Genomic DNA, 22166 nt, shown 5'->3' with positions numbered 1-22166 from the left:
CGGCTATCGACGGGATCGGCGGGCTCGGCGTGAGGACGGCGTCCGCCGGAGGCGGGCCGATGGGCCGGAGTCGCGGCCGGCCAGCCAGGCGATGCCGCAGGTGGCCAGGACGATGGCCAGGAACGGCAGGTAGGCGACACTTCGCTTCATGAGGTGGTCCTTTCGGTCTCGTTGGTCTCGGACTGCGTGAGCCCCGCCCGCTGCGGGCCGATGGTGTACTCCGGATCGAGGGACGAGGCCACCCCGGCATGGAACACCCCGAAACGGGTGCACACGGATCCCGCCAGCAGCGCCGCGCCGGCGATCACCGCCGCCGTACGACTGCGGCGGCCCGCGAAGTGGCCGAGGGCGGCGCCGGCGAGGCCGAGGGCTCCGCCCAGGCGGAGCAACCGGCCGGCGCCCTGGTTGAGCGGCTCGCCGACGGGCCCGAGGCGGCGTTTCATCACCCTGACGGCGGCGGCCTCCACCACCGCGCCGGCCACGGCGGCTCCCCGGGCCGGTCCGGCCTCGGCGAGCGGAGCGGCCAGCATTCCCAGCCCGCCCGCCGCGCTCAGGGCGGAGCCGGCGAACAGGAACGGCATCTCCCGGTATCCGCCGTGCCAGAGCGGCACCGCGGTGTCGCTGATCAGGGCGGCGGTGTACGTGGCCACCCCGGCCCCGGTCAGCCCGGCGCCGATGGCCGCCACCCGGCCGAGGCCCTCGTACCTGCCGGTGAAGGCGGTCACCGCGGCGAGGCCGGCCTGGGGCCCGTACGCGGTGAGGATCCAGGTGCCGACGCTCATCGGTGAGGTCACCTTGAAGACCCGCAGCATGTTGACGAACCGCGCCGGCCGTCCGAGGTCGCGGACGAGCAGGAACAGCGAGCCGCCCAGAGCGCACAGCGCCCCCGCCTTGCCCGCCCGGGCCAGGTGCGGCCGGTCGGTGAGCTCGGCCGCGGCGGCCAGCCCCGACGACGCGCCCATCAGGCCGCCGAGGAAGAGGTAGCCCGCGATGCTGGGCGCCTCCCACGTCGGCTCGTTGAGGACCGGCAGCCCGTAGTAGGAGCGGAACTCGGCCTTCGGCACCATGAGCCGCTCGCCGCGCCGGCGACGCCGTTCGGTGCGGCCGGCCGATCCGACCGTCGCCTCGCGTTCCGGGCGCAGCGCGGGGTCGTCGTCCATCCGGACGTCGGTCTGGCTGTACGTGCTCATCGACGGCTCCCCCACGTTATGGCGGCGAGGCCCACCAGGAGCCCGGCGGCGGCGAGGCCGACGTGCTTCCACATGGCGGGCAGATCCCGGGTCGTCACCACCGGGTCCGGTGGCAGGCCGTACACCTCCGGCTCGTCGAGCAGGAGGAACATGGAACCGGTCCCGCCGACCCCGTCGTCCGGGTCGTGGCCGTAGAGCCGCGCGGACGTCATCCCGGCCTCGTGCAGTTGTCCGAGGCGGCGGGCGGCCCGCTCGCGCAACTCGTCCAGCTCGCCGAACTGGATGGAGTTGGTCGGGCAGGTCTTGGCGCAGGCGGGTTCCTGGCCCACCTTGAGACGGTCGTAGCAGAGGGTGCACTTGTGCGCCCCGCCGTCGGTCTCGCGCTTGCCGATGACGCCGAACGGGCAGGCCGGCACGCAGTAGCCACAGCCGTTGCAGATGTCGTCCTGCACCACCACGGTGCCGAACTCGGTGCGGAACAGCGATCCGGTCGGGCACACGTCGAGGCAGGCGGCGTGCGTGCAGTGCTTGCAGACGTCGGAGGCCATCAGCCAGCGGAAGTCCATGTCCTGGGCGGTGCCGACGGACCCGTCCGGCGAGAGCGGCGACGGCATGCCCAGCGACACCGGGCTGCGGGCGCTCGCCGCCTCCACGACCTGCTCCGGTATGGCGGCGACCGACACCTCGGCTTCCTGGTGTCCCAGCCGGCGCGGCTGCTCGATGAACTTGACGTGCCGCCAGGAGTCCGCGTCGAGTCCGGCCGTGTTGTCGTAGGACATGCCGGTGAAGGTCAGGCCGTCCTCGGGGACGGCGTTCCACTCCTTGCAGGCCACCTCGCACGCCTTGCAGCCGATGCAGACGGAGGTGTCGGTGAAGAAGCCCATGCGCCTGGGGCGCTCGCCGTAGCCGTTGTCGGCGGCGGGGTCCTCCTCCAGCGACGTGGAGCCCTGGCTCAGCTCTGCGGCCATCGCCCTAGACCTCCATTCCGGTGTTCTCGGTGATGCCCGCGCGTTCCTGGTACTCGCGGACGAGGTCGAGCAGGGCCGGGCCGCGAGGGCGGCGGCCGGGGCGGATGTCGGCGGTCATCGCCTTGACCTCCTGGATGTGCGAGTTCGGGTCAAGGACGATCGATGCCAGGTCGTTGGCGGCGTCACCCGTGGTGAGGCCGTTGGACCCCCAGTGGAACGGCACGCCGACCTGGTGCACCACCTGGCCGTCGAGCTGCAGCGGCACCATGCGCTGGGTCACCATGACGCGGCTCTCGATGGCGCTGCGGGCGGTGATGATCGTGGCCCAGCCGCCGTGCTCCAGGCCGCGTTCGGCCGCCAGCTCCGGCGACACCTCGCAGAACAACTCCGGCTGCAGCTCGCTCAGGTAGGGCACGGTGCGGCTCATCGCCCCGCTGGTGAAGTGCTCGGTGAGCCGGTAGGTGGTGAGCACGTACGGGAAGACCGAAGCGCCCGGCTCGTTGCCGCTCGGGTGGTTGCGGTTGTGCTCTCCCGGATAGAGCACCCGCGCCGGGTTGCGCTGCCTGCCGTACAGGGCGTTGACCACCGGCGAGTCCTGCGGCTCGTAGAACGTGGGCAGCGGCCCGTCGATCACGCCCGCCGGGGTGAAGAGCCACCCCTTGCCGTCGGCCTGCATGATGAACGGGTCGATGCCGGACAGCGAGGCGTCGCCGGTCGCGCCCTCGGCGGGCCGGTAGTCCGGCGGCGTGGTCGCGATGAAGTCGGGCACGTCGTAGCCGGTCCACCTGCGTTCCTTCTCGTCCCACCAGACCAGCTTCTTGCGCTCGCTCCAGGGCCGCCCGTCCGGCCGGGCCGAGGCGCGGTTGTACAGCACCCGCCGGTTGGCCGGCCAGGCCCAGCCCCATTCCGCCGCGATCCAGTCCTGCTCGTCGGCCGGTTTGCGGCGGGCCGCCTGGTTGACGCCGTCCGCGTAGACCCCGCAGTAGATCCAGCAGCCGCACGCCGTCGAGCCGTCGGCCTTGAGCTCGGTGTACGACGACAGCGGCTCGCCCGCGGCGTTCCAACCGTTGATCTCGGCCAGGATCATCTCCGCGATCGGCTCGGCGTCGGAGCCTTCCGTCGGGTAGTCCCAGGTGAGCTTGAGGACCGGGGCGTCCATCTCGTCGGTGGACCCGGCCAGCTTCTCGCGGATGATCCGGCCGAGGTGGTACATGAACCACATGTCGCTGCGGGCGTCCCCGGCCGGTTCGACGGCCCGGTGGTGCCACTGCAGCATGCGGTTGGTGTTGGTGAAGGCGCCGCTCTTCTCGGTGTGCGCGGCGGCGGGCAGGAAGAACACCTCGGTGGCGATGTCCTCGGTGCGCAGCTCGCCGGTCTGGATCTCCGGGCCGTCCTTCCACCAGGTGGCGCTCTCGATGAGGTTGAAGTCGCGCACCACCAGCCAGTCGAGGTTCGCCATGGCCGTCCGCTGCGTCTTGCCGTTGGCCGAGCCGACCGCGGGGTTCTCTCCCAGTAGGAAGTAGCCCTTGCATGCGCCCTCCAACTGCAGCCTGACGGTGTCGTACGTGCTGTGACTGCCGGTCAGGCGGGGCAGCCAGCCGAAGCGGAAGTCGTTGTCGGGCCGGGCCTCCGGGCCCCACCAGGCTTTGAGCAGGCTCACGAGGTAGGCCCGCATATTCGACCAGCCGCCTCGGTAGCCGGCGTCGGCCCGCAGGAAGTCGTCCATCGACTCGTGCTGGTGGGCGTGTGGCATCGGGATGTACCCGGGCAGCAGGTTGAACAGGGTCGGGATGTCGCTGGAGCCCTGGATGCTGGAGTGGCCGCGCAGCGCCTGGATGCCGCCGCCGGGTCGTCCGATGTTCCCCAGCAGCAGTTGCAGGATGGCGGCCGTCCGGATGAACTGCGACCCCTCTGTGTGCTGGGTCCAGCCCACGGCGTAGACGAACTCCGCGGTGCGCTCCGGGCCGGAGTTCTCCGTCAGGTGCCGGCAGACCTCGGCGAACAGGTCGGGCGAGATGCCGCAGACCCGCTTGACCATCTCGGGCGTGTAGCGGGAGAAGTGCCGCTTGAGGATCTGCAGCACGCAGCGCGGGTCGGTGAGCGTCTCGTCGCGCCGGGGCTCGCCTTCCAGCGACACGCCGCCGGAGCCGTGCATCTCGCTGCGGCAGGCCGCGCGGATCGAGGCCCCGTTCTTGGTGAGCTCCTGGAACGCCGGGTTCTCGCGCCTGCCGGAGGCGGCCGGCACCGACATGCCCTCGACCTGCCAGGTGTCGAAGTCGTAGTGCCGCGTGTCCGCGTTGAACCCGGAGAACAGGCCGTCGAGGTCCTCCGTGTCCCGGTAGCCGTCGTTGACGATGTCGGCGGCGTTCGTGTAGTTGAGGACGTATTCACGGAAGTAGAGGTCGTTGCGCAGGACGTGGTTGACGATGCCGCCGAGGAACGCCACGTCCGTGCCGGCGCGGATCGGCACGTACAGGTCGGCCATGGCGCTCGTCCGGGTGAATCTCGGATCGACGTGGATCACCGTGGCGCCGCGCGCCTTCGCCTCCATCACCCACTGGAAGCCCACCGGATGCGCCTCGGCGAAGTTGGAGCCCTCGATGACGATGCAGTCGGAGTGCTGCATGTCCTGCATGAACGTGGTGGCGCCGCCCCGGCCGAACGACGTGCCGAGCCCGACGACGGTCGAGCTGTGGCACACCCGGGCCTGGTTCTCGATCTGCACCACGCCCAGCGCGGTCAGCAGCTTCTTGATCAGGTAGTTTTCCTCGTTGTCCAGGGTGGCGCCGCCGAGGCTCGCGATGCCCATGGTCCGGGCGGTGCGCTTGCCGTCGGACTCCCATTCCCAGGTCTCGCGGCGGGTGGCGATCACCCGGTCGGCGATCATGTGCATGGCGGTCTCGAGGTCGAGCTCCTGCCAGTCGCTCCCGTGCGGCGGCCGGTAGAGGACCTTGTGCAAGCGGCTCTGGCCGGTCGTGAGCTGGAGCGAGGCGGCGCCCTTGGGACACAGCCTGCCCCGGCTGACCGGGGAATCGGGGTCGCCTTCTATCTGCACGACCTTCTCGTCGCGGACGTACACGTTCTGCGCGCATCCGACGGCGCAGTACGGGCAGACCGATTTCACCACCCGGTCGGCGCTCGCCGTGCGTGCCTCCACCTGCTCGCTGTGCCCGGACTGCACGGCCGCCGCCCTGCCGTACCGATCCTTGCCGGTCAGTTGCCGCAGAACCGGCCACGAACCGAATCCGTCGCGCAGATCCATGCTTCAGTTCCCTCCAGCCGCCCGCAGCTGCTTGTCCGGTTTGATCCGGCTGCGGATCCACGCGGACACCCCACCGTGAGTGACGGGGTTCACCTCCCGGGGATTCACCAGACGCTGGGGGTGCGAGAGCAGGATGCCGGGACGCGCACGCTCGTCATGGGTGAGGGTGCCGCTGTTGTCGGCCGGGATGCCCGTCGCGATCAAGTACGCCTGACCCGGCGGAATGCCGAGGGTCGTGGCGATCTCGTCGTAGTCGTGCCCCTGCGACACGAGCCGAAGCACCTGTTCCTTGCTCGGCATGCGGCTCCCCGTCCGTCTCGCCTACCGGATGACAACGTCCTCCGCGTTCGTCCCCGGTGGAAAACCAGCGATAAGCCGCCGCCTACAGAACGTTGCGCAAAGAATCCAGCAAAAAGCGGACAGTAAGCAGCCTGGGTCCCGGCGGCGGCGGACGGCGCGAGACGCGGGACGGCCGGTCAGGCGGAGAGAGGGACGGGGTGGACGACTCTCACATAGGACATCAGCGGGTCCTCGCCACCTCGGCGGCCACGGCGCGGAACACGGTCAGCGCCTCGTCCTGGTCCGGCGGGGTGGTGGAGGTGGTCGACTTGACGACGACCACGTCATGCTCGGGCGAGACGTAGATGAACTGCCCGCCGAACCCGGCGGCCAGGAAGTCGCGCTCACCCTCGCCGCCGAGCCACCAGTGCAGGCCGTAGCGGGGATTGACGGAGGAGGAGGGCCTGGTCGACGTCTTGATCCACGAGGCCGGCACCACCTGCCGCCCGTTCGCCTTGCCCTTGCGGAGATAGAGCAGGCCGAACCGGGCGAAGTCGCGGTCGGTGGCGTAGATGCAGCAGTAGCCCAGGCTGTCGCCGTTGCCGTCGTTGGCGATCTGCGCCGTGGCCGCCATGCCCGCGGGCTGCCAGATCTTCTTCTCCACATAGCGGTGGTACGGCGTCCCGGTGGCCTGGCTGACGAGCCGGGCGAGCACGAAGGAGTTCATGCTCGTGTACTCGAACGCGCTCCCGGGTGCCCAGCCCCGCACCTGACGCGCCGCGATCTTCTTGACCGGGAGGCCCTTGTTCGCGGCCACCTGCACCCGCGGCACGTCGGAGCGCTCGTCCCATTCGATGCCCGACGACATCCGCAGCAGGTTGCGGATGGACACGCCGTTGTAGCCGGACCCGCGCAGCTCGGGCAGATACCTGGTGACCGGGTCGTCGATCGAGCGGATGTGCCCCTCGCGCAGCGCGATGCCGACCGCGGCCGAGGTGAAGGACTTCGCCATCGACCAGGACTGGAACCTGGTATCGCGGCCGGCGTCGACGTAGCGCTCGGTCACGATCTTCTGGCCGTCGAGCACGAGGAAGCCGTTGGTCTTCGTACGGGTCAGGAAGTCGGCCAAGGTTCGCCGCTCCCCTTCGTAGGTGTAGGTCACGGAGAGCGATCTGGGCGCGCTCTGGAGCTTGACGGGGTTCGCCGAAGGTCGCACCACGTCGGGGGTGGCCGGCTTGGCCGCGGCCGATGCCGGGGAGACGCCTGCCGCCGGGACGACGGCCAGCGCGAGCGTGGCGACCGCCGAGATGCGTCGAAGGTGGGTCATGCGCACGTTGCCTCCTATGAGGGGGTTCTCACGTCAGGTCGCGATGGTTACGCATGTTTCTGGCAGATCTCTGGCAGATCTCTGGCAGATCCGTGGCAGATCCGTGGTGGGCGGCGCTATTCGAGCCAGGAGCGGCCTCCGGCGGGGCGGTCCGGCGGGTGACCGGCCGCGGGCAAGCGCACCTCCACGCACGTCCCGGAGCCATCGCCGGTCCCGGCGGCAGTACCGGCGGCAGTACCGGCGGCAGTGCCGGTCCCGGCGGCGGTCACGGTGGCCGTGCCGGTCCCGGCGGCCGTGGCGGTGGCGACGGTGGCGGTGGCGACGGTGGCGGTGGCGACGGTGGCGGTGCCGCCATGGAGGGCCGCCTGCTGCCGGACCAGGGTGAGCCCGAGGCCGGAGCCGGGGCTGCCGGAACGCCGGTGGAACCGGGTGAAGACCGACTCGCGGTCGCCGTCCGGGATCCCGGGGCCGCGGTCCCGGACGATGAGGACCACGTCCTCGCCGTCGGCGGACAAATCCACCGTGATCACGGCCCGACCGTGCTCGTCGCGCCCGTGGATCGCGGCGTTGTCCAGCAGGTTGTCGGCGATCATCCGAAGCCCTTCCGCCCAGCCCCGCACGGTCAGGGGCCCGGCGGCCGAGGCGGTGATCGTGGCCTTCGGGTGGCGGCGCCGGGCGTCGTCGGCGGCGGCGCCGACGATCTCGCTCAGGTCGGTCTCGGCGAACGTCCCGGGGTCGAGCAGCTCGCTGCGTGCCAGTTGGCGCAGCATCGTGATCAACCGCTGGACCCGGGCGTGCTCGGCGCCCAGGTCGGCGATGATCTCGGCGCGCTCGGCCGGATCCAGGCCGGGATGGCCGAGCAGGCTGACGTTGGTGCCCATGCTGGTCAGCGGGGTCCGCAGCTCGTGCGCCGCGGTGGCCGCGAAGGCGCGGGCGGTCTCCAGTGCCTCTCCGGTGCGGACCACCGCCGCGTCGCGCCGGTCGAGGAGATCGTTGAGCAGCGTCGCCAGCCTGTCGATCTCGGCGACTCCGGAGCTCGTCGCCAGCCGGATCTCCGTACGGGCCGGGGTGTCGATCGCCCGGGCCTGCCTGCTCAGCGTCGCCAGCGGTCGCACCGCGAACCTGCCGAGCGCGAGCCCGGCCACGGCGCCCACCCCGGCCGCGGCCAGCGTGACCGTCACCAGCCGCTCGGTGAGCAGGGAGATCTGCCCGGCCAGACGCTCCTCCGGGTCGAACAGCCACAGCCGGGCACCGCTGTCGCGTCGTCCCAGGTCCGCGGCCACGAACCGCCACCGCCGCTCGCCCTCGGCGACGTCGGCCGGCCCGGCGTCCGGTGTCGGCAGGGTCGCGGGCACGTCCCCGATGACCAGCGGTTCGGCGCCGTTCACGTCGATGTAGACGCCGCCCTCGCCACCGGCCGCGGTCAGCCGCTGCTCGAGGAAGTCGGGCGGGATCGCGGGGATCACGCGGGCCCGCCACGCGTACGAGGCGGCCATCGGCGTCAGCGCCCGGAGCCGTACGACCAGCTCCCTGTCCCGCTCGGCACGCAGGTCGGCCGAGACCAGGCTCAGCACGAGCGCCCCCACCAGCGACACCATCAGCGGCACGAGCACGGCGAGGCAGAGCGCGAAGCGGGTGGACAGCTTCACGGCCGGGGATGCCTCAGCACGTAGCCGACCCCGCGCACGGTGTGGACCAGGCGCGGCTCGCCGTCGGCCTCCAGCTTGCGCCGCAGGTAGCCGACGAAGGTGTCCACCGCGTTGCCGGTCACCTCGAAGTCGTAGCCCCAGACGCGTTCCAGCAGCACCTCGCGGGACAGCACGATGCCGGCGTTGAGCGCCAGCACCTCCAGCAGGTCGAACTCCCGCCGGGTCACCTCGACCTCCCGGCCGTTCAAGGTCACCCGGCGGGCGTCCGGCTCCACCGTCAGCGGCCCCGCCCGCACCGTCGCCCCGGGAGCGCGACCCGCCCGGCGCAGCAGAGCGTGCAGGCGTAACACCAGCTCGTCGAGGGCGAACGGCTTCACCACGTAATCGTCGGCGCCCGCGGCCAGCCCGGCGACCCGGTCGGCCACCTCGTCCATGGCCGACAGCATCAGCACCGGCACCTCGGCCCCGGCCGCCCGCAGGCGCGCGCACACCTCGATGCCCGACAGACCGGGCATCGACACGTCGAGGACGACGGCGTCCGGGCGGCGGGCGTCGACCAGTTCGAGCGCCCGCCGCCCGGAGTCGGCGGTGTCCACTCCGAACCCCTCCAAGCGCAGCCCGCGCCGGAGTGCGCGCAGGATCGCCTGGTCGTCGTCGACGGCGAGGATCTGGTAGCCGGTCATCGAGCGCTCCCGTGTCCGTGACCGGCGGGTCGACTGCCTCTCGAAGTCCCCGGTCCGCCGGCGCGATCACCAGTATCCAGGCCCCGAGCGGCGCACGCGGCGTTCGGGATCAGCACGGGGGCCACGGCCGGACGGCCGAGCGCTGCTCCGGCGTCGCACGCGGACGCCAACCTGACTCAAAGGACTGGCAAGCCAAAGCTTCACCGTTTTATCCCTTTTGTCAGATTCGGCAGTTGACCTGTGGGCAATAAAGAGTCGAGTGCGCCATGTATGGCTTGACTCGTCTTCCTGACCGGTCTGGCCGTGTTCTCCGGCCAGACCCGGGCACGCGTGATCGGCATCGTCCTCGCCGCCTGAGCGCCATCGCGAACTTCATGTTCCTGCCGCACTACCCGATCCGGGCCCTGCTGCTCAGCGTGCTGGACGTCTTGGTCATCTGGGCCCTGACGATGCGACAAGCGCCGGGCCGCGGACGCCACCGCTCTCCGGTGACGGTGGGAGCAGACCGCTCCGGCACGCTCAACCACAGGAGGGACCACCGAAATGGACAACTATCCGCTACTCAACATCTTCCTCACCATGATGTGGTTCTTCCTCTGGATTCTGTGGGTGATGCTGCTCTTCCGGGTCATCGCCGACATCTTCCGCGACGACACGCTCAACGGCTGGGGCAAGGCCGGCTGGACGATCTTCGTCATCGTGCTGCCGCTGCTGGGCGTCTTGGTCTACCTGATCGCGCGCGGAAAGGGAATGGGCCGGCGCGAGGTCGCCGCGATGGTCGATCGCGAGTCCCGTTACTACGAGGCCGTCGAACGCCGGGTCGGCCGCACCACCGGCCGGGCCGACGAGCTCACCCGGCTGGCCGATCTCAAGAACCACGGCGACCTCACTCTGGAGGAGTACGAACGCGCCAAGGCCAAGGTCCTGGCCGGGTAGCGCGTCACGTCACGATGAGGACGATGAACAGCAGGCACACGAAGATGTTCATCAGCCAGCCGTGGGAGTCCATCCAGTCGCGGACCTTGGGCATCACGGCCACGGCCCGCCGCCGGAAGACCAGGTAGCCGAGCAGGGGCAGGGCCGCCAGCAGCAGCGTCGCCAGCAGGAACGGGATCGCCGCCGCGGGCGGGGAGTCGTTCTGCTCCAGGTTCACGCCGACGGTGAGCATCGCCATGATGTCGGTGGGCATCAGCAGGACCAGCAACAGCCCGGTGGTGAAGGCCCGGCCGGGTCCGGCGTCGAGCAGCCTGCCGAGCCATGCGGGTGGTTCGGACGTCGCGCGGCCCCGATAGTTCTTGATCGCGACGGCCACCAGCAGGCCGACCAGAACGAACTGAATGATCGAACCCACTGACCCGCTGTCGGTGGGGGCGCCCAGCGAGACGGCGCTGGAGAGCAGGTGGGCGAGCAGCCGGGCCAGCGCCACCCCCACGATCACCGCGATCGCGACGCCCGCCAGGAACGCGAGCGACACCCGCACCGCACGTCTATGCATGACGAGGATGATCGCCGACATGATCTGAGGACCCGCCATCATGGTGACGGCCAGTGGAAGCAGTTGCAGATTCATCGGCGCCTTTCCTGTCACGACGGCGCTGGTGCACTCCCTGACCTACCCGGACGGCGCTGTCTCTCCTTGCCCTACCCGGACGGCGCTGTCTCTCCCTGCCCTGACATCATCGGGCTGGGGATCAGGCCTGGTTGTTTTGGCGCCTTGATCGTCACTTGCGGGTGCGGTGCGTTCCGCGAGGCTGCACGACGCGGTCGTTCGCTGACGTCGACGGGCTTTGGCGGGCTGGACCCCGTGAAACAGTCTGACGCTGGGAGCCGTACTTCAGGGCCTGGCTGCACACCAAGACGCTGCTCCAACACACCGACGACAGCGACCACACCGACACCCCGCCCAGCCTCGCCCGGTAGGAACGGGCGAGGCTTCGAGGGGCACACTGTCTCCGATTTCCGGATCAGTCCGCCCACGGGTCGAGGCCCACGTGGATCACGTCCTCGCGCCCCTCCATACACATCTGGATGGCCTCGTCCGCCCGAGCCAGCGGCAGCACGTGACTGACCATCTTCTCCACCGCGAACTCGCCTGAGTTCACGATGTCGGCGGCGAGTTCGGTGTCACCGGCCTGGCCCAGGCCACCGAGGATGTCGAGCTCCTTGAAGACGATCCCGTCGAGATCCACGCTCAACGGGCGGCCGCCGCGCGTGCCCACGGCGACGAGCCGGCCCATTGGCTGCAGGGCCTCCACCGCGATCCGGTAAGGCTCCTCGGCGCCGGTGCACTCGATGCCGACCTGGAGCCGGTGCGTCTGCAACTCCTGCCGCAGGGACGGATCGGCCCGCAGCTCTTCTGTGTTGTAGATGATGTCGGCTCCGTACTCACGCGCGAGGGCGAGCCGTTCGGGGTTCGTCTCGCGGCAGACCACGACGATCGGCCCGGCGCCGGCCAGCCGGGCGACGATGATCGAGCTGAGTGCTTGGACGCCCAGACCGGTGATGATCACCCCTTCCCCCATCCGCAGGTTGGCCCGCTTCCGTACCCAACGGACGCCGTTGGCGACGACCGTGGTGAGAGCACCGGCCGCAGCCGGAACGTCGGGGTTGATGCGGTGGACGCGTGCTCCGGGAGCGCCGTACATGTACTGCGAGTAGGCGCCCCAGAGGTGGGGTTCCCGGGTGCTCGGAATGGTCACGCCGTACGTCAGGCCCTCGCGGCAGAAGTGGTAGTCACCCGCGACGCAGGCCGGGCAGCGTCCGCACCGGATGTAAGGCTCAACCATGATGCGGTCTCCCGCGTCGATGCCATGGGCTTCGGCAGCGCGGTCACCCACTGCCTCTACGGTTCCCACGAGCTCATGTCCCATGAGAAGCGGGTATTTCGCTTTGCGGTTACCGCCTTGGTACTCGATGAGATCGCCGCCGCATATGGTCACCAACTCGACCCGCAGCAGGAACTCGTCCGCTCCCGTCTGAGGGATATCGAACGTCTCCCTGACGAAGTGTCCCGGCCTTTCGAGGACCATTGCGTGGGACCGTTCGGCACCGCCTGGCATGATGCAACTCCACATCGTGTTGATCGCGGCTGCTCCGCAGCCGCGGGTTTCGTCAGCCCGTCCGGGCTGGGATTTTTCGGACCGCCGGCAAGGCCTGACCGGGTACCCCACGAGACAGGGCGTGCCGATCGGCCGCGCCGTCAGGCCGGGTTGGCGCCACGGGCTTCGTTCAGCACCGTCCCCCTGTGATCGTCGGCCACCATCTCGCCGTCCTGGTAGACGAGCCGGCCTCCACAGATGGTGGTGTGGGGCCAGGACCGCAATGTCAGACCCTCGTAGGGCGAGAAGTCCACCGCGGAGAAGAGTTCCGCGGCCCGGACCGTGCGCTCTCCGGTGTCGAGCACGACGATGTCGGCGTCGGCGCCCACGCCGAGCCAGCCCTTGCGGGGAAGGTCGAACCGCCGCGCCGCGTTCGTCGAGGTGAGCTCGATCGCGCGCTCCATGCTCATTCCCCGCTCGTGAACGAAGTGGGTGAGGATCAGCGGCAGCATGAGCCCGATACCGGGCAGCCCTGCCCGTCCACCGATCAGATCGGTCTTGGCCGCGGCCGGCCAGACGTTGTGGTCCGAGCCGAAGAAGTCGATCTCGCCGGCCATGACGGCGTCGGAGATGGCGGCCGCCAGCTCCGGGCTCCGCAGCGGTGGTGCGACCTTGCCCTGTGCTCCGATCGGCGAGGCCGTGTTCAGGACGGCGTAGTGCGGACACGACTCAAGCGCCGCCCACGGGTAGCCGGACGCGCGCCGTACACGGATCGCCTCCAGGCTCGACACGTGCACGATGGTCACCGGACAGCGCGCGTGCTCGGCGAGGTAGAGCGCTGTCCACGCGGCGTCTCCCTCGGCCTGCACCGGCCGGCCGCGCTCATAAGAGGCCAGCGTGGGCATGCCCTGGGCGATCTCCTGGTGCATGCAGTGCTCCACGATGTCACCGTCCTCCGCGTGGACGAGCGCCTGACCCCCGTGCGCGGCGATGGACTCGAACGCACGCCGCATCTGCGCGTGGTTCAGGCTGCCGATCCCCCCAAGGTCGCGAGCCTCGCTCCCGCGGTACGGCATGAACATTTTGAACGTGCGCATACCCGCCGCCGCTGCTTCGGGCACCTCCAGCAACTGGTCCTCGTTCATCACGTAGCCGTGGAAGAGGATGTCCATCCGTGACTCCCGGCGGGCGGCGCCGACGCCGTCGTGGTAGGCCTCGACCAGGGAGCCCTGTCCGAACTTCACGTAGTTGAGTGCCGTGGTGACCCCGCCGGCCACGGCGCCACGCGTCTCGAACGCGTAGTTCTCGTCGCGGCTGAAGCCGGGGAGATCCGCGTACTCCGAGGCCAGTTGCCCGATGTGCGAGTGCGTGTCGATCGCGCCGGGGATCACCCAGCGGCCGGCCGCGTCGACCACGACAGGAGCGTCGCCGAGGTCCTCGGACGCGTCGGCGAAGGCCACGATGCGACCGTCTCTGACGCCGATGTTGCGCAGCCGCGAATCGTGCGTGGCGGTTCGCGCACCGGTGATCAGAAGATCGAGCTTTTCCATGAGGCGGCCTTTCTCACGAGGTGGCTCACAGCCACGTCCGCAGGTTCTCGGTCAGGTAGTCGTCATCGCGGTAGGAGCAGAGCTGCCGGGTGTGCCACGACGGTTCGGGCGCCGTTCGCCGGGTCATGTGGTCCTGGTAGTCCCGCCAGAGCACGGTGATCGCCGCAGTGGCCCACAGTTGGTAGGTGTGCACCGGCCGCAGATCCGGCCCGTCCAGCAGCCACTCCGACGCGTCCGGATCGGCGGAGAGGCTGCCGTTGCGCCGCATCGCGTCGAAACCGGCGGCCTCGATGTCGGCGAGCTCGTTGCGCGATGGAACGTTCCGGCGTGCGGACATGGCAAGGTCGGCCACGGCCTCGTAGAGCTCGCCCCAGGCCGCGCGACTGGCACCGTCCAGCCACAGCGTCGACTCGAACAGCATGAGGGCGTGATGACGGATCATGCTGTAAGTCTCGAGACCGGGGTCGAGCTGGACCTGGAGGACATCGTTGGTCACGGCCATCTCAAGGCGCGTGCGGTTGCCGAGGAGGTGCCTGAGATGCGGTCGCCGGTCGAGCACCGGCGCGTAGACCCGCTCCAGGAGCCGTAGGAAGAACATCCCGTCCGGCAGGTGGTGGATGAGCTGCCGGTCCCTCGCCGCCTCCGGCCAGGTCAACATCAGCGCGCCATAAGGACCGTCGGCGACGGAGTCATGAGCGACGACCTCCACCTCGGATGGGGCGGCCGGCACCTCAGGCAGCTCCAGCAGAGGCGTCACCAGCCGCGCGGCTTTCGCGGCCCAGCGGCGCGCCTGCGCCGCCGGCATCGCACCTGAGGCAGCCCATTCGTCGGTGCTCATGCCGCGCCGCCCTTGACCTGGTCCGGGGCCGGGGCCGGGGCCGGCAGCACGTGGACGGGTTGCTCGGGAGTCGTCATGCTCGCCCGGACAGTCGGTCGACGAGGAACTTGAGGCTTGAGTGATCAAGGTCGCCCTTGCCTTGCGCGACGAGGCTGGAGATCTCCTGGGCGGCGATGCTCCCCAGCGGGGTCACCACGCCGGCTTCTCGTGCCACGACCATGGCGATGCCCATGTCCTTGTGGTGCAGGGCCGTGCGGAATCCGGGGGTGAATCGACCGTCACGCATCATGGCGGCCTTGGTGTCGAGGACCTTGCTGCCGGCGAGCCCGCCGGAGAGCACCTCGACCGCGGCGTGGGTGTCAACGCCGACCGCTTCGAGCATCGTGAGCGCCTCGGCCACCGCGCCCAGCGTGACCGCGACGATCAGCTGGTTGGCCGCCTTGACGGTCTGCCCGGCGCCGGGTCCCCCGACCAGGGTGACGGTGCCGCCCATGGCCTTCAGGACGGGCAGGGCCGCCTCGAACGTCCTCTGGGCGCCCCCCACCATGATGGACAGCGAACCGTTCACGGCGCCCTGCTCGCCACCGGACACCGGCGCGTCGAGCACGCCGACACCGCGCCGGGCTCCCTCCTCGGCGACTCGGCGGGCGACCGAGGGGTGCACTGTGCTCATGTCGATGACGATCGCGCCCGGAGACAACTCCTGGAGAACACCTGCCGGTCCGAGCAGGACGTCTTCGACGTCCGGCCCGTCGGGGAGCATCGTTATGACCACTTCTGCGCCGGCCACCGCCTGGTGCGGGTCGTCCGCGGGCGTGCCTCCGGCCGCCACCAGCAAGTCGGTGCGCGCGGGACTCCTGTTGAAGCCGGTCACGTCGAAGCCCGCCGCGAGAAGGTTGCGGGCCATGGGGAGCCCCATGATGCCAAGGCCGATGAAGCCGACGGTGGTCATTGCTGTACCTCTTCCAAGGGCAGGAGCACGACCGCCCCTGTGCCTACGTGTGCGTCTACGTCGCCGACGCGGACAGGTCGCGGTGCGATAGGGGGCCGGTCGGTGTTATCCGGGATCCGGGGTGACATCAGGGTCGTCCTTGACACTCAGTCCGCCCCGGCTTCCGTTGATCCGGGGTCGTGCAGGTGCCTGGCAGCGGCGAGCAGCAGATCCTCCCGGAACGGCGGGGCGACCAGTTGCACTGACAGGGGCGCGCCCTCGGCGCCGCGTCCGAAGGGGACGGAGATGGCCGGCAGGCCGAACAGCGACACCAGCCGGCAGGGGGCCACGACGTCGGCCTCCTCCAGCTCGCGGCCGGAGAGCGAGGGGATCGTCCCCGGAACGAACGGCGGGACGGTGGAGACCGGCAGCAGGAGCAGCCGGTCTCCGTGCAGCCACGTCAGCAGCTCCCGGCGAAGGACGTCACGCTCGACCCACAGCTCGGAGAGACGGCGGTGCGTCTCGGGTCGCGACCCCGCCAGCATCTTCCGGGTGTGGGCAGTGAGCTGGTCCTCCTGACGCGCCACGATCCCGCGCAGTTCCGTGTACGGCTCGGCTCTCCGCAACGTCGAGAAGAGGTCGTGGGCGCGTTCCAGTGCGCCGGGCAGACCCGGGGACAGGCGGGCGCCGTGCCGGGCGAGCGCCTCCGCCGCACGGCTGACCACGGCCGCCACGTCGTCCGCCACCGTCATGTCCCCGGCACGTACGCCCCAGCGGCATTCCACCTCTTCCAGGCGGACCGCGTCGGCCCGCCCGAGAGGGGCCGGCACCGCCGCGGGGTCGAGGTCGTCCGGCCCGGCGATGACCCGCAGGATCAGCTCCACGTCGTCGGCGCCACGGCCCATCGGCGAGATCACCTGCAGTCTGCCCTGCAGGGTGAGGGGATTGGGCGGCCGGTATCCGTCTGGGCTGACGCCCGGCAGTTGTCCGGAACCCGGGACGCGTCCGACCGTCGGGCGCAGTCCTACCACCCCGGTGCACTGCGCCGGCCAGCGGATGGATCCACCGAAGTCCGTGCCGAGCCCGGCGGCGGACAGTCCGGCGGCGAGGGCCGACGACTCTCCTCCGCTGGAGCCGCCGGGCGTGAAGGGACCCAGCGGATTTCGGGTGCGGCCGTAGCGGTCGTTGTCGGTGTCGATGGAGAACGCGAACTCCGAGCAGTTCGTCTTGCCGACGAGGATCGCGCCGGCCGCCCGCATGCGCGTGATCACGGTTGAGTCGTGGTCCGTGATGCGCCCGGCGACGACACGGCTGCCACAGGTCGTCGCGAGACCGCGGGTCGCGATGACGTCCTTGACGGTGAAGGGAACCCCGGCGAGCGCGCCGACCGCTTCACCGGAGCGAATCCGGCCGTCGAGCTGCCGGGCCTCCTCCAGCGCCTCGTCGCAACGCAGCGCGACGAGGGCGTTCAGCTCCGGGTTGAGCCGGCGCATTCGGTCGACCACCTGCTCGATGACCGCGCTGGCCGAGACACGGCGGGTGGCGACGAGACGGGCCACCTCGGCGGCCGACATCGCCGACGCGGCCTGCTCCTTGATGCCGGGCGCCGCGCGACTCGGCTGATCGCGGTCCTGCACTAGTCTCCGCCGATGAGCTCGTCGAGATGGTCGAGAAACGTCTCGGCACCGTGGTGCTCGATCTCGTGTATCAGCGCGTCCTTGTCCCCGAGTTCGATCTTCCGCAGCAGAGACTCGTGCCGTACGACCGAGTCCTGTGAGCCCCGGTGCAGACGTTGCCTGAACTTCAGGTTGTAGGCCATGCAGAGGCTGAGCTGCATGACCAGCGAGTCATAGGCGCGTTCGAGACGGCTGTGTCCGGGCAGCGCGATCAGCGCTCGGTGGAAGGCGCTGTTGGCGAACAGGATGCCCTCGTCGTCGTTCAGTTCGGCCGCCGCACGCATCTCGTCCAGGGCCGTCCGCAGCGGCGCGAGTCTGGCCGGATCGCGGACGGGCACGCCGAGGTCCACCGCCAGCCTTTCCAGTGCCATCCGCAACGAGTAGATCTCCCGTACGTCCTTCGCGGTGATGGGGACGACGATGAACCCGTGTCGCGGCTGGCTCTGCACGATGCCGTCACGCTGGAGAACCCGCAGAGCCTCGCGCACGGGCGGCCGGCTGATCCCGAGGATCTCGGTCAGCCGCTCCTCGATGAGCCGCTCCCCTGGCTTGAGCTGTCCGGAAAGGATCAGCTTGCGGATCTCTGTGATGGCGACCTCTACCAAAGTGGGGACCGACAACTTCGCCACCCCAAGGGAGTTGCCGCCACCCCACGGCGATTCGGACATCACTCGACCTCCACGGCTTAGCCTGATTCCGGGATGAGATTTCACCCCAGGGTGATCCTGACACCGATGCCTCTCGCAACGGTCATTGCTGCACGCCGTCAATTACTTTCGAGGGGCACGCGGCCACGGGTCAGCTGCGACAAGGCCACGGCGCAGAGCAGGGCGCCGCCGTAGAACAACTGCTGCACGAAGCTCTCCACGCCGAGGAGCTGCAGGCCGGTGATCCCGGTGACGAGGAAATACACCGCGATGAGGGTGCCCCAGGAATTAAACTTACCCGGCATGATGCTCGTGGCCCCGAGGAAGGCCGCCGCGAACGCCGGCAACAGGAATGTCGCGCTCGAACTCGGGTCGGCGCCGCCGGTCGTGCCGGCGTAGAGCACTCCGGCGAGCGCGGCGAGCGCGGATGAGCACACGAGGGAGCCGATGCGGACCCGGCTGACCTTGACCCCGCTGAGCCTGGCGACACTCCGGCCCCGTCCCACGAAGAGCAGTCGCCGGCCCAGCGCGGTGAACTCGTAGACGTACCAGATGAGCGCACACAGCAGCAGCCCGTAGTAGAAGGACAGCGAGATGCCGAAGATCCGGTAGTTCGTGACCGCGTCGACGAGCCCGATACCGACGCCGGAGATGGTCTCGGAGTTGGATACCCACAGCGTCAGCCCGCCGAGCAGGGTTCCCATGCCCAGGGTCACGATGAGCGAGTCGATCCCGAAATAGATCATGATAAATCCGTTGACGAGACCGATCAGCACGCCGATGAGCAGGACGGCCACGATGGCCGCGCCGAGCGACCAGCCGTTGCGGACGTTGAGTACGGCGAGCAGCATCGCCGACAGCCCCATGACGCTCGCGACGGACAGGTCGTAGTCACCGGCGGTGAGTGGGATGATCAACGCGAGTGTGAGGACCAGAAGCACGGCTTGAGACCCGAGCATGGTCTGGAAGTTGGCCGCCGTAAGGAAGATGTCGGGGCTGTAGCTTCCGAAGCCGATGATGAGAGCGAGCCATGCGAGCGGCAGAGCGACCCGCTGGAGGCGGAGCAGAAACCTGGCTCGTCCCTCCTCGCGGGTCACCCCACGGACACCTGGGTCTGCCGATGGTGGATTCCGAATGATCTCGTCCTGTGTTGTCATGATCAGGTCCTCTCAACCACGTCGCTCTGGCCGTAGCAGAGCTCGGATATGCGCTCTTTGGTGACGTCGGCCCCGGCGACCTGGGCGATGATCGCTCCCTGCCGAAAGATCAGCACGCGGTCACAGATCAGCGACAGCTGCTCGTGGTCCGAGCTCGCGCAGAGCACGGCCATGCCGTCTTGGGCGGCCTGACGCAGGACGGCGTAGATCTCCTCCCGCGCCCCCACGTCGACACCCTGGGTCGGCTCGTGCACGAGCAGCACCCGAGGCCGTGTCTGCAGCCACTTCGCCATGACGACTTTCTGCTGGTTGCCTCCGCTCAGGCTGGAGGCCGTCAGCGTGGGGTCGGCCGGCCTGACGTCGAACCTGTCGAGGACCCGGCGCGACTCCCTGGCCAGAGCACGCCGGCGGAGGATCGGCCCGCTCTGGTAGTCATCGAGCACTTGCATGGACACGTTGTCCAGCACCGACAGGGAAAGCACGGCACCGTCCCGCTTGCGGTCGGCGGGCACGAGGGCGAGGCCGGCCCGCAACGCGCGTGCGGGGTCGAGGTTCGCGATCTCGTACGTCACGTCCTCGATCGTGAGCGTGCCCCGCGCCGACGGGCTGAGACCGAACAGCAGGTAGAGCAGGTCTTCGAAACCGGAGCCGGAAAGTCCGGTGATCCCGAGGGTCTCGCCCGCGTGCACGGTCAGGCTGGCGTTCTTGACCTGCTGGCCGCTCACGTCCGTGACCTGCGCGACCACGGCCGACCGTTTGATCTCCTCCAGCGACGGGTGGCGGACCGAGGACACCTGGTGACCCACGATCATCTGCACCAGATCGTCGTGGCCGAGGTCCTGGGTGCGGCCCGTTCCGACCACTGCGCCATCGCGAAAGACCGTCACTCGGTCGGTCAGTGCCTTGACCTCGTCGAGGTCGTGGGACACGAACAACACGCCGGCACCGGTGGCCGCCACCTTCCGGGTGAGCGAGAACAACAGCTCCGTGTCGTCACGAGGCAGGAACACGGTGGGCTCATCGAGGACGAGCAGGCCGCCCGACCGGCTGTGGTCGGCATCCATCATGGAGCTGACGGCGCGGACGATCGCGAGCATCGCCCGCTCCACCGGCCGCAGGTCGTCGACGGTGGAGTCGGGGTCGATCCGCACGCCGTACTTCTCGAAGAGCTCCCGGGCCGCCCTGCGCTTCTGACGCCAGGAGATGGCCCAGTGACCTGTGGTCGACAGATCCTCGATGAGCAGGTTCTCCAGGACGCTGAGGCTGTTGATGAGGCCCAGATCCTGGTGGACGAACCGCATCCCGAGAGCGCGGAAGTCACCTGCCGCCAGTGGCAGAGAGACGTCCCGCTCGTTGATTCTCAGCTGCGCGCCGGGCTCCGGCGGGTGGAAGCCGGCCAGCACCTTGATGAGGGTGGACTTGCCCGACCCGTTCTGGCCGAGGAGACCGTGGATCTCGCCGCTGTTGACGGTGAGGTCGACCCCGTTCAACGCGCGCACGCCGCCGAAGTGCTTCGCCAGATTCCTGATCTCGAGGATCGGACGTAGCTCTCCCGGGGCGCGGCCCCCGCCTCCGTCGCCCTCGACCGCATCAACGCTCATTCGTGTTCACTCCTCCACCGGGGCGACTGTGCATCCGTCCTTCAGGGGGTCCAGGTGACGCGGGGCATCATCTGGACCGCCCGCAGGTGCTCGGGGTCGGGACTAGCCGACGCCCCAGAGCTTCTTGTAGCCATTGATCACTTCTTGCGGATCGCCGTAACCCTGCGTCTGCACCGCCGGCGTGCCGGCCTCGTCGACGTTGGACTTGTCGAAGATCCGCAGCGGCGTCTTCTCGGTGGCCACCGGTTCCACGCCGGCGAGAATGCGCAGCGCCTGGTCGATGTTGGCCCACCCGAGCCATTCCGTCGGCTCACCCGCGTCCGCGACGACGAGATCCTGCCGCTGGATCATCTGAAGGACCGAGGCCGTGCCGTTGTAGGCGGTGATCTTGACTCGGTCCTCCGCGCGGGCCTGCTTGATGCCGGCCGCGATGTACTGCGTCATGCCGTCGAAGACGGGGTTCACCACGTTGATGGTCTTGTCACGGATCAGCGCCGTCTGGACGGTCCCTTGCACCTTTGTCGCCCAGTCGCTGATGGGGATGTTGGTGATGGTGACCTTGCACGTCTTGGGGCACTGCTTGGCCAGTTCGTCCTGGTAAGCCTTCGCGATGCCGGCCGCCGGCTGCACCTCGTTGGAGGTGATGAAGAGGGAGTTGACGTGGCCCCCGGTGTTGACGATCGCGGAGATCGCCATCATCCTGCCACCTTCATAGTGGTTGGCCGGCACGATGGCGGTCAGGTCCGGGTACTCCTTCAGCGCCTGCGCGGCATACGCTTCGTCGTAGAGGTGTGTGCTGATGACCGCGATCCCCGCCTTCTTGGCCGCGGCGATCTGCGGTCCAAGCAGCGCGGTGTCGGGAGCGCCCTCCAGGACGATGACATCGGCCTTCTGCGAGATGGCCGTGTTCATGCCCTGAACCCACTGCGAGACCTGCCCCTGGTTCGCGTACACGCTGATGTCGACTCCAGCGGCCTTCGCCGCTCGGACCGAGGCCTCGGTAATGAGGCTGTCGAAGGGGATCCCGCTGTTCAGCGGAATGTAGAAGATCTTTTTCCCGCGCGCCTTGGTGGCGTCGAAGGCCGGCCCCGGCGGGGTGAACTTCGGGATCTCCTTCATGGATTCGTAGATGGCCTGGGCCGCGCTGATGTCCACCTTCTCGGTGGAGGCGGGCTCAGCGGCAGCCGTCTTCGCTCCATCGCCGACGTCCTTGCTGCAGGCGCTCAACGTCAGGATGGCGGACACGGTCAGCGCGATCGCGACACGTCCAGAGAGTGTCCTCACTCGGTTCACCTCTTGCTTCTTGTGGTTCTGCACGAGCACTCTCAGCCGCCCCGAAGTACGGTGCTCCGCGCCCATCGATAGACGCG

General features: G+C 69.3%; 18 protein-coding genes and 1 pseudogene. 1 reads left to right on the top strand and 18 read right to left on the bottom strand.

Translation table 11 applies throughout. The features are described from left to right. Positions 1-3: 3 nt before the first annotated feature. The 8 genes from AB0C16_RS34695 to AB0C16_RS34660 all read right to left on the bottom strand — a co-directional run bounded on the left by AB0C16_RS34695 (position 4) and on the right by AB0C16_RS34660 (position 9358). The gene (locus AB0C16_RS34695; RefSeq protein WP_357689392.1) at positions 4-150 is read right to left on the bottom strand and encodes a hypothetical protein; all 147 of its coding nucleotides are present in this window, start codon (positions 148-150) and stop codon (positions 4-6) included. Further along, on the bottom strand, positions 147-1190 hold the full coding sequence (gene nrfD, locus AB0C16_RS34690; protein WP_357689390.1) for an NrfD/PsrC family molybdoenzyme membrane anchor subunit: 1044 nt from the start codon (positions 1188-1190) through the stop codon (positions 147-149). Before nrfD ends, AB0C16_RS34695 begins: the two co-directional genes overlap by 4 nt. Continuing rightward, entirely contained in the window at positions 1187-2074 is an 888-nt protein-coding gene (locus AB0C16_RS34685; protein WP_357689422.1) for a 4Fe-4S dicluster domain-containing protein, read from the bottom strand. Before AB0C16_RS34685 ends, nrfD begins: the two co-directional genes overlap by 4 nt. A gap of 88 nt (positions 2075-2162) precedes the next feature. After that, a complete protein-coding gene (gene fdh / locus AB0C16_RS34680; protein ID WP_357689388.1) occupies positions 2163-5420 on the bottom strand; it encodes a formate dehydrogenase in 3258 nt (1085 codons plus the stop codon). A 3-nt stretch (positions 5421-5423) separates the two neighbouring features. After that, entirely contained in the window at positions 5424-5720 is a 297-nt protein-coding gene (locus AB0C16_RS34675; protein ID WP_357689386.1) for a hypothetical protein, read from the bottom strand. Positions 5721-5940: 220 nt separating this feature from the next. Further along, positions 5941-7026, bottom strand: a complete 1086-nt coding sequence (locus AB0C16_RS34670; RefSeq protein ID WP_357689384.1) for a serine hydrolase domain-containing protein — start codon at positions 7024-7026, stop codon at positions 5941-5943. Positions 7027-7142: 116 nt separating this feature from the next. After that, the gene (locus AB0C16_RS34665) at positions 7143-8675 is read right to left on the bottom strand and encodes a HAMP domain-containing sensor histidine kinase (protein ID WP_357689381.1); all 1533 of its coding nucleotides are present in this window, start codon (positions 8673-8675) and stop codon (positions 7143-7145) included. Continuing rightward, entirely contained in the window at positions 8672-9358 is a 687-nt protein-coding gene (locus AB0C16_RS34660) for a response regulator transcription factor (protein ID WP_357689379.1), read from the bottom strand. The genes AB0C16_RS34665 and AB0C16_RS34660 overlap by 4 nt, the downstream gene beginning before the upstream one ends. Before the next feature lie 543 nt (positions 9359-9901). Between AB0C16_RS34660 and AB0C16_RS34655 the strand changes: the two genes are divergently transcribed. Then, positions 9902-10294 carry an SHOCT domain-containing protein gene (locus AB0C16_RS34655; protein WP_357689376.1) on the top strand — a complete coding sequence of 131 codons (393 nt, stop codon included), beginning with the start codon at positions 9902-9904 and terminating at the stop codon, positions 10292-10294. 4 nt (positions 10295-10298) lie between these two features. Here AB0C16_RS34655 and AB0C16_RS34650 read toward each other — a convergent pair whose 3' ends face one another. The 10 genes and pseudogenes from AB0C16_RS34650 to AB0C16_RS34605 all read right to left on the bottom strand — a co-directional run bounded on the left by AB0C16_RS34650 (position 10299) and on the right by AB0C16_RS34605 (position 22080). Further along, positions 10299-10928 (bottom strand): GAP family protein, encoded by a 630-nt coding sequence (locus AB0C16_RS34650; RefSeq protein WP_357689375.1) that lies wholly within the window; start codon positions 10926-10928, stop codon positions 10299-10301. A gap of 394 nt (positions 10929-11322) precedes the next feature. Next, on the bottom strand, positions 11323-12387 hold the full coding sequence (locus AB0C16_RS34645; RefSeq protein ID WP_357689372.1) for a zinc-binding dehydrogenase: 1065 nt from the start codon (positions 12385-12387) through the stop codon (positions 11323-11325). A 170-nt stretch (positions 12388-12557) separates the two neighbouring features. Then, on the bottom strand, positions 12558-13946 hold the full coding sequence (locus tag AB0C16_RS34640) for an amidohydrolase family protein (RefSeq protein ID WP_357689371.1): 1389 nt from the start codon (positions 13944-13946) through the stop codon (positions 12558-12560). A gap of 25 nt (positions 13947-13971) precedes the next feature. Next, on the bottom strand, positions 13972-14784 hold the full coding sequence (locus AB0C16_RS34635; RefSeq protein WP_357689369.1) for a hypothetical protein: 813 nt from the start codon (positions 14782-14784) through the stop codon (positions 13972-13974). Positions 14785-14857: 73 nt separating this feature from the next. Beyond that, positions 14858-15781, bottom strand: a pseudogene (locus AB0C16_RS34630) (NAD(P)-dependent oxidoreductase); the annotation flags it as partial. Between the two features lie 101 nt (positions 15782-15882). Beyond that, positions 15883-17352 carry an amidase gene (locus tag AB0C16_RS34625; protein ID WP_357689367.1) on the bottom strand — a complete coding sequence of 490 codons (1470 nt, stop codon included), beginning with the start codon at positions 17350-17352 and terminating at the stop codon, positions 15883-15885. Then, positions 17352-18059 (bottom strand): GntR family transcriptional regulator, encoded by a 708-nt coding sequence (locus AB0C16_RS34620; protein WP_357689366.1) that lies wholly within the window; start codon positions 18057-18059, stop codon positions 17352-17354. Before AB0C16_RS34620 ends, AB0C16_RS34625 begins: the two co-directional genes overlap by 1 nt. A 98-nt stretch (positions 18060-18157) precedes the next feature. Further along, the gene (locus tag AB0C16_RS34615; RefSeq protein WP_357689364.1) at positions 18158-19135 is read right to left on the bottom strand and encodes an ABC transporter permease; all 978 of its coding nucleotides are present in this window, start codon (positions 19133-19135) and stop codon (positions 18158-18160) included. Between the two features lie 62 nt (positions 19136-19197). Continuing rightward, complete coding sequence (locus AB0C16_RS34610) at positions 19198-20796, bottom strand: sugar ABC transporter ATP-binding protein (protein WP_357689362.1); 1599 nt, start codon at positions 20794-20796, stop codon at positions 19198-19200. Positions 20797-20898: 102 nt separating this feature from the next. Further along, positions 20899-22080: a substrate-binding domain-containing protein gene (locus tag AB0C16_RS34605; protein WP_357689360.1), complete on the bottom strand. Its 1182-nt coding sequence runs from the start codon at positions 22078-22080 to the stop codon at positions 20899-20901. Positions 22081-22166: the final 86 nt, after the last annotated feature.

This window comes from Nonomuraea sp. NPDC048916 (assembly GCF_040649575.1).
In the GTDB taxonomy this organism is placed as follows: domain Bacteria; phylum Actinomycetota; class Actinomycetes; order Streptosporangiales; family Streptosporangiaceae; genus Nonomuraea.
Note: the sequence above shows the minus strand (reverse complement) of the source record. Positions and strands in the feature narration are given on the sequence as shown.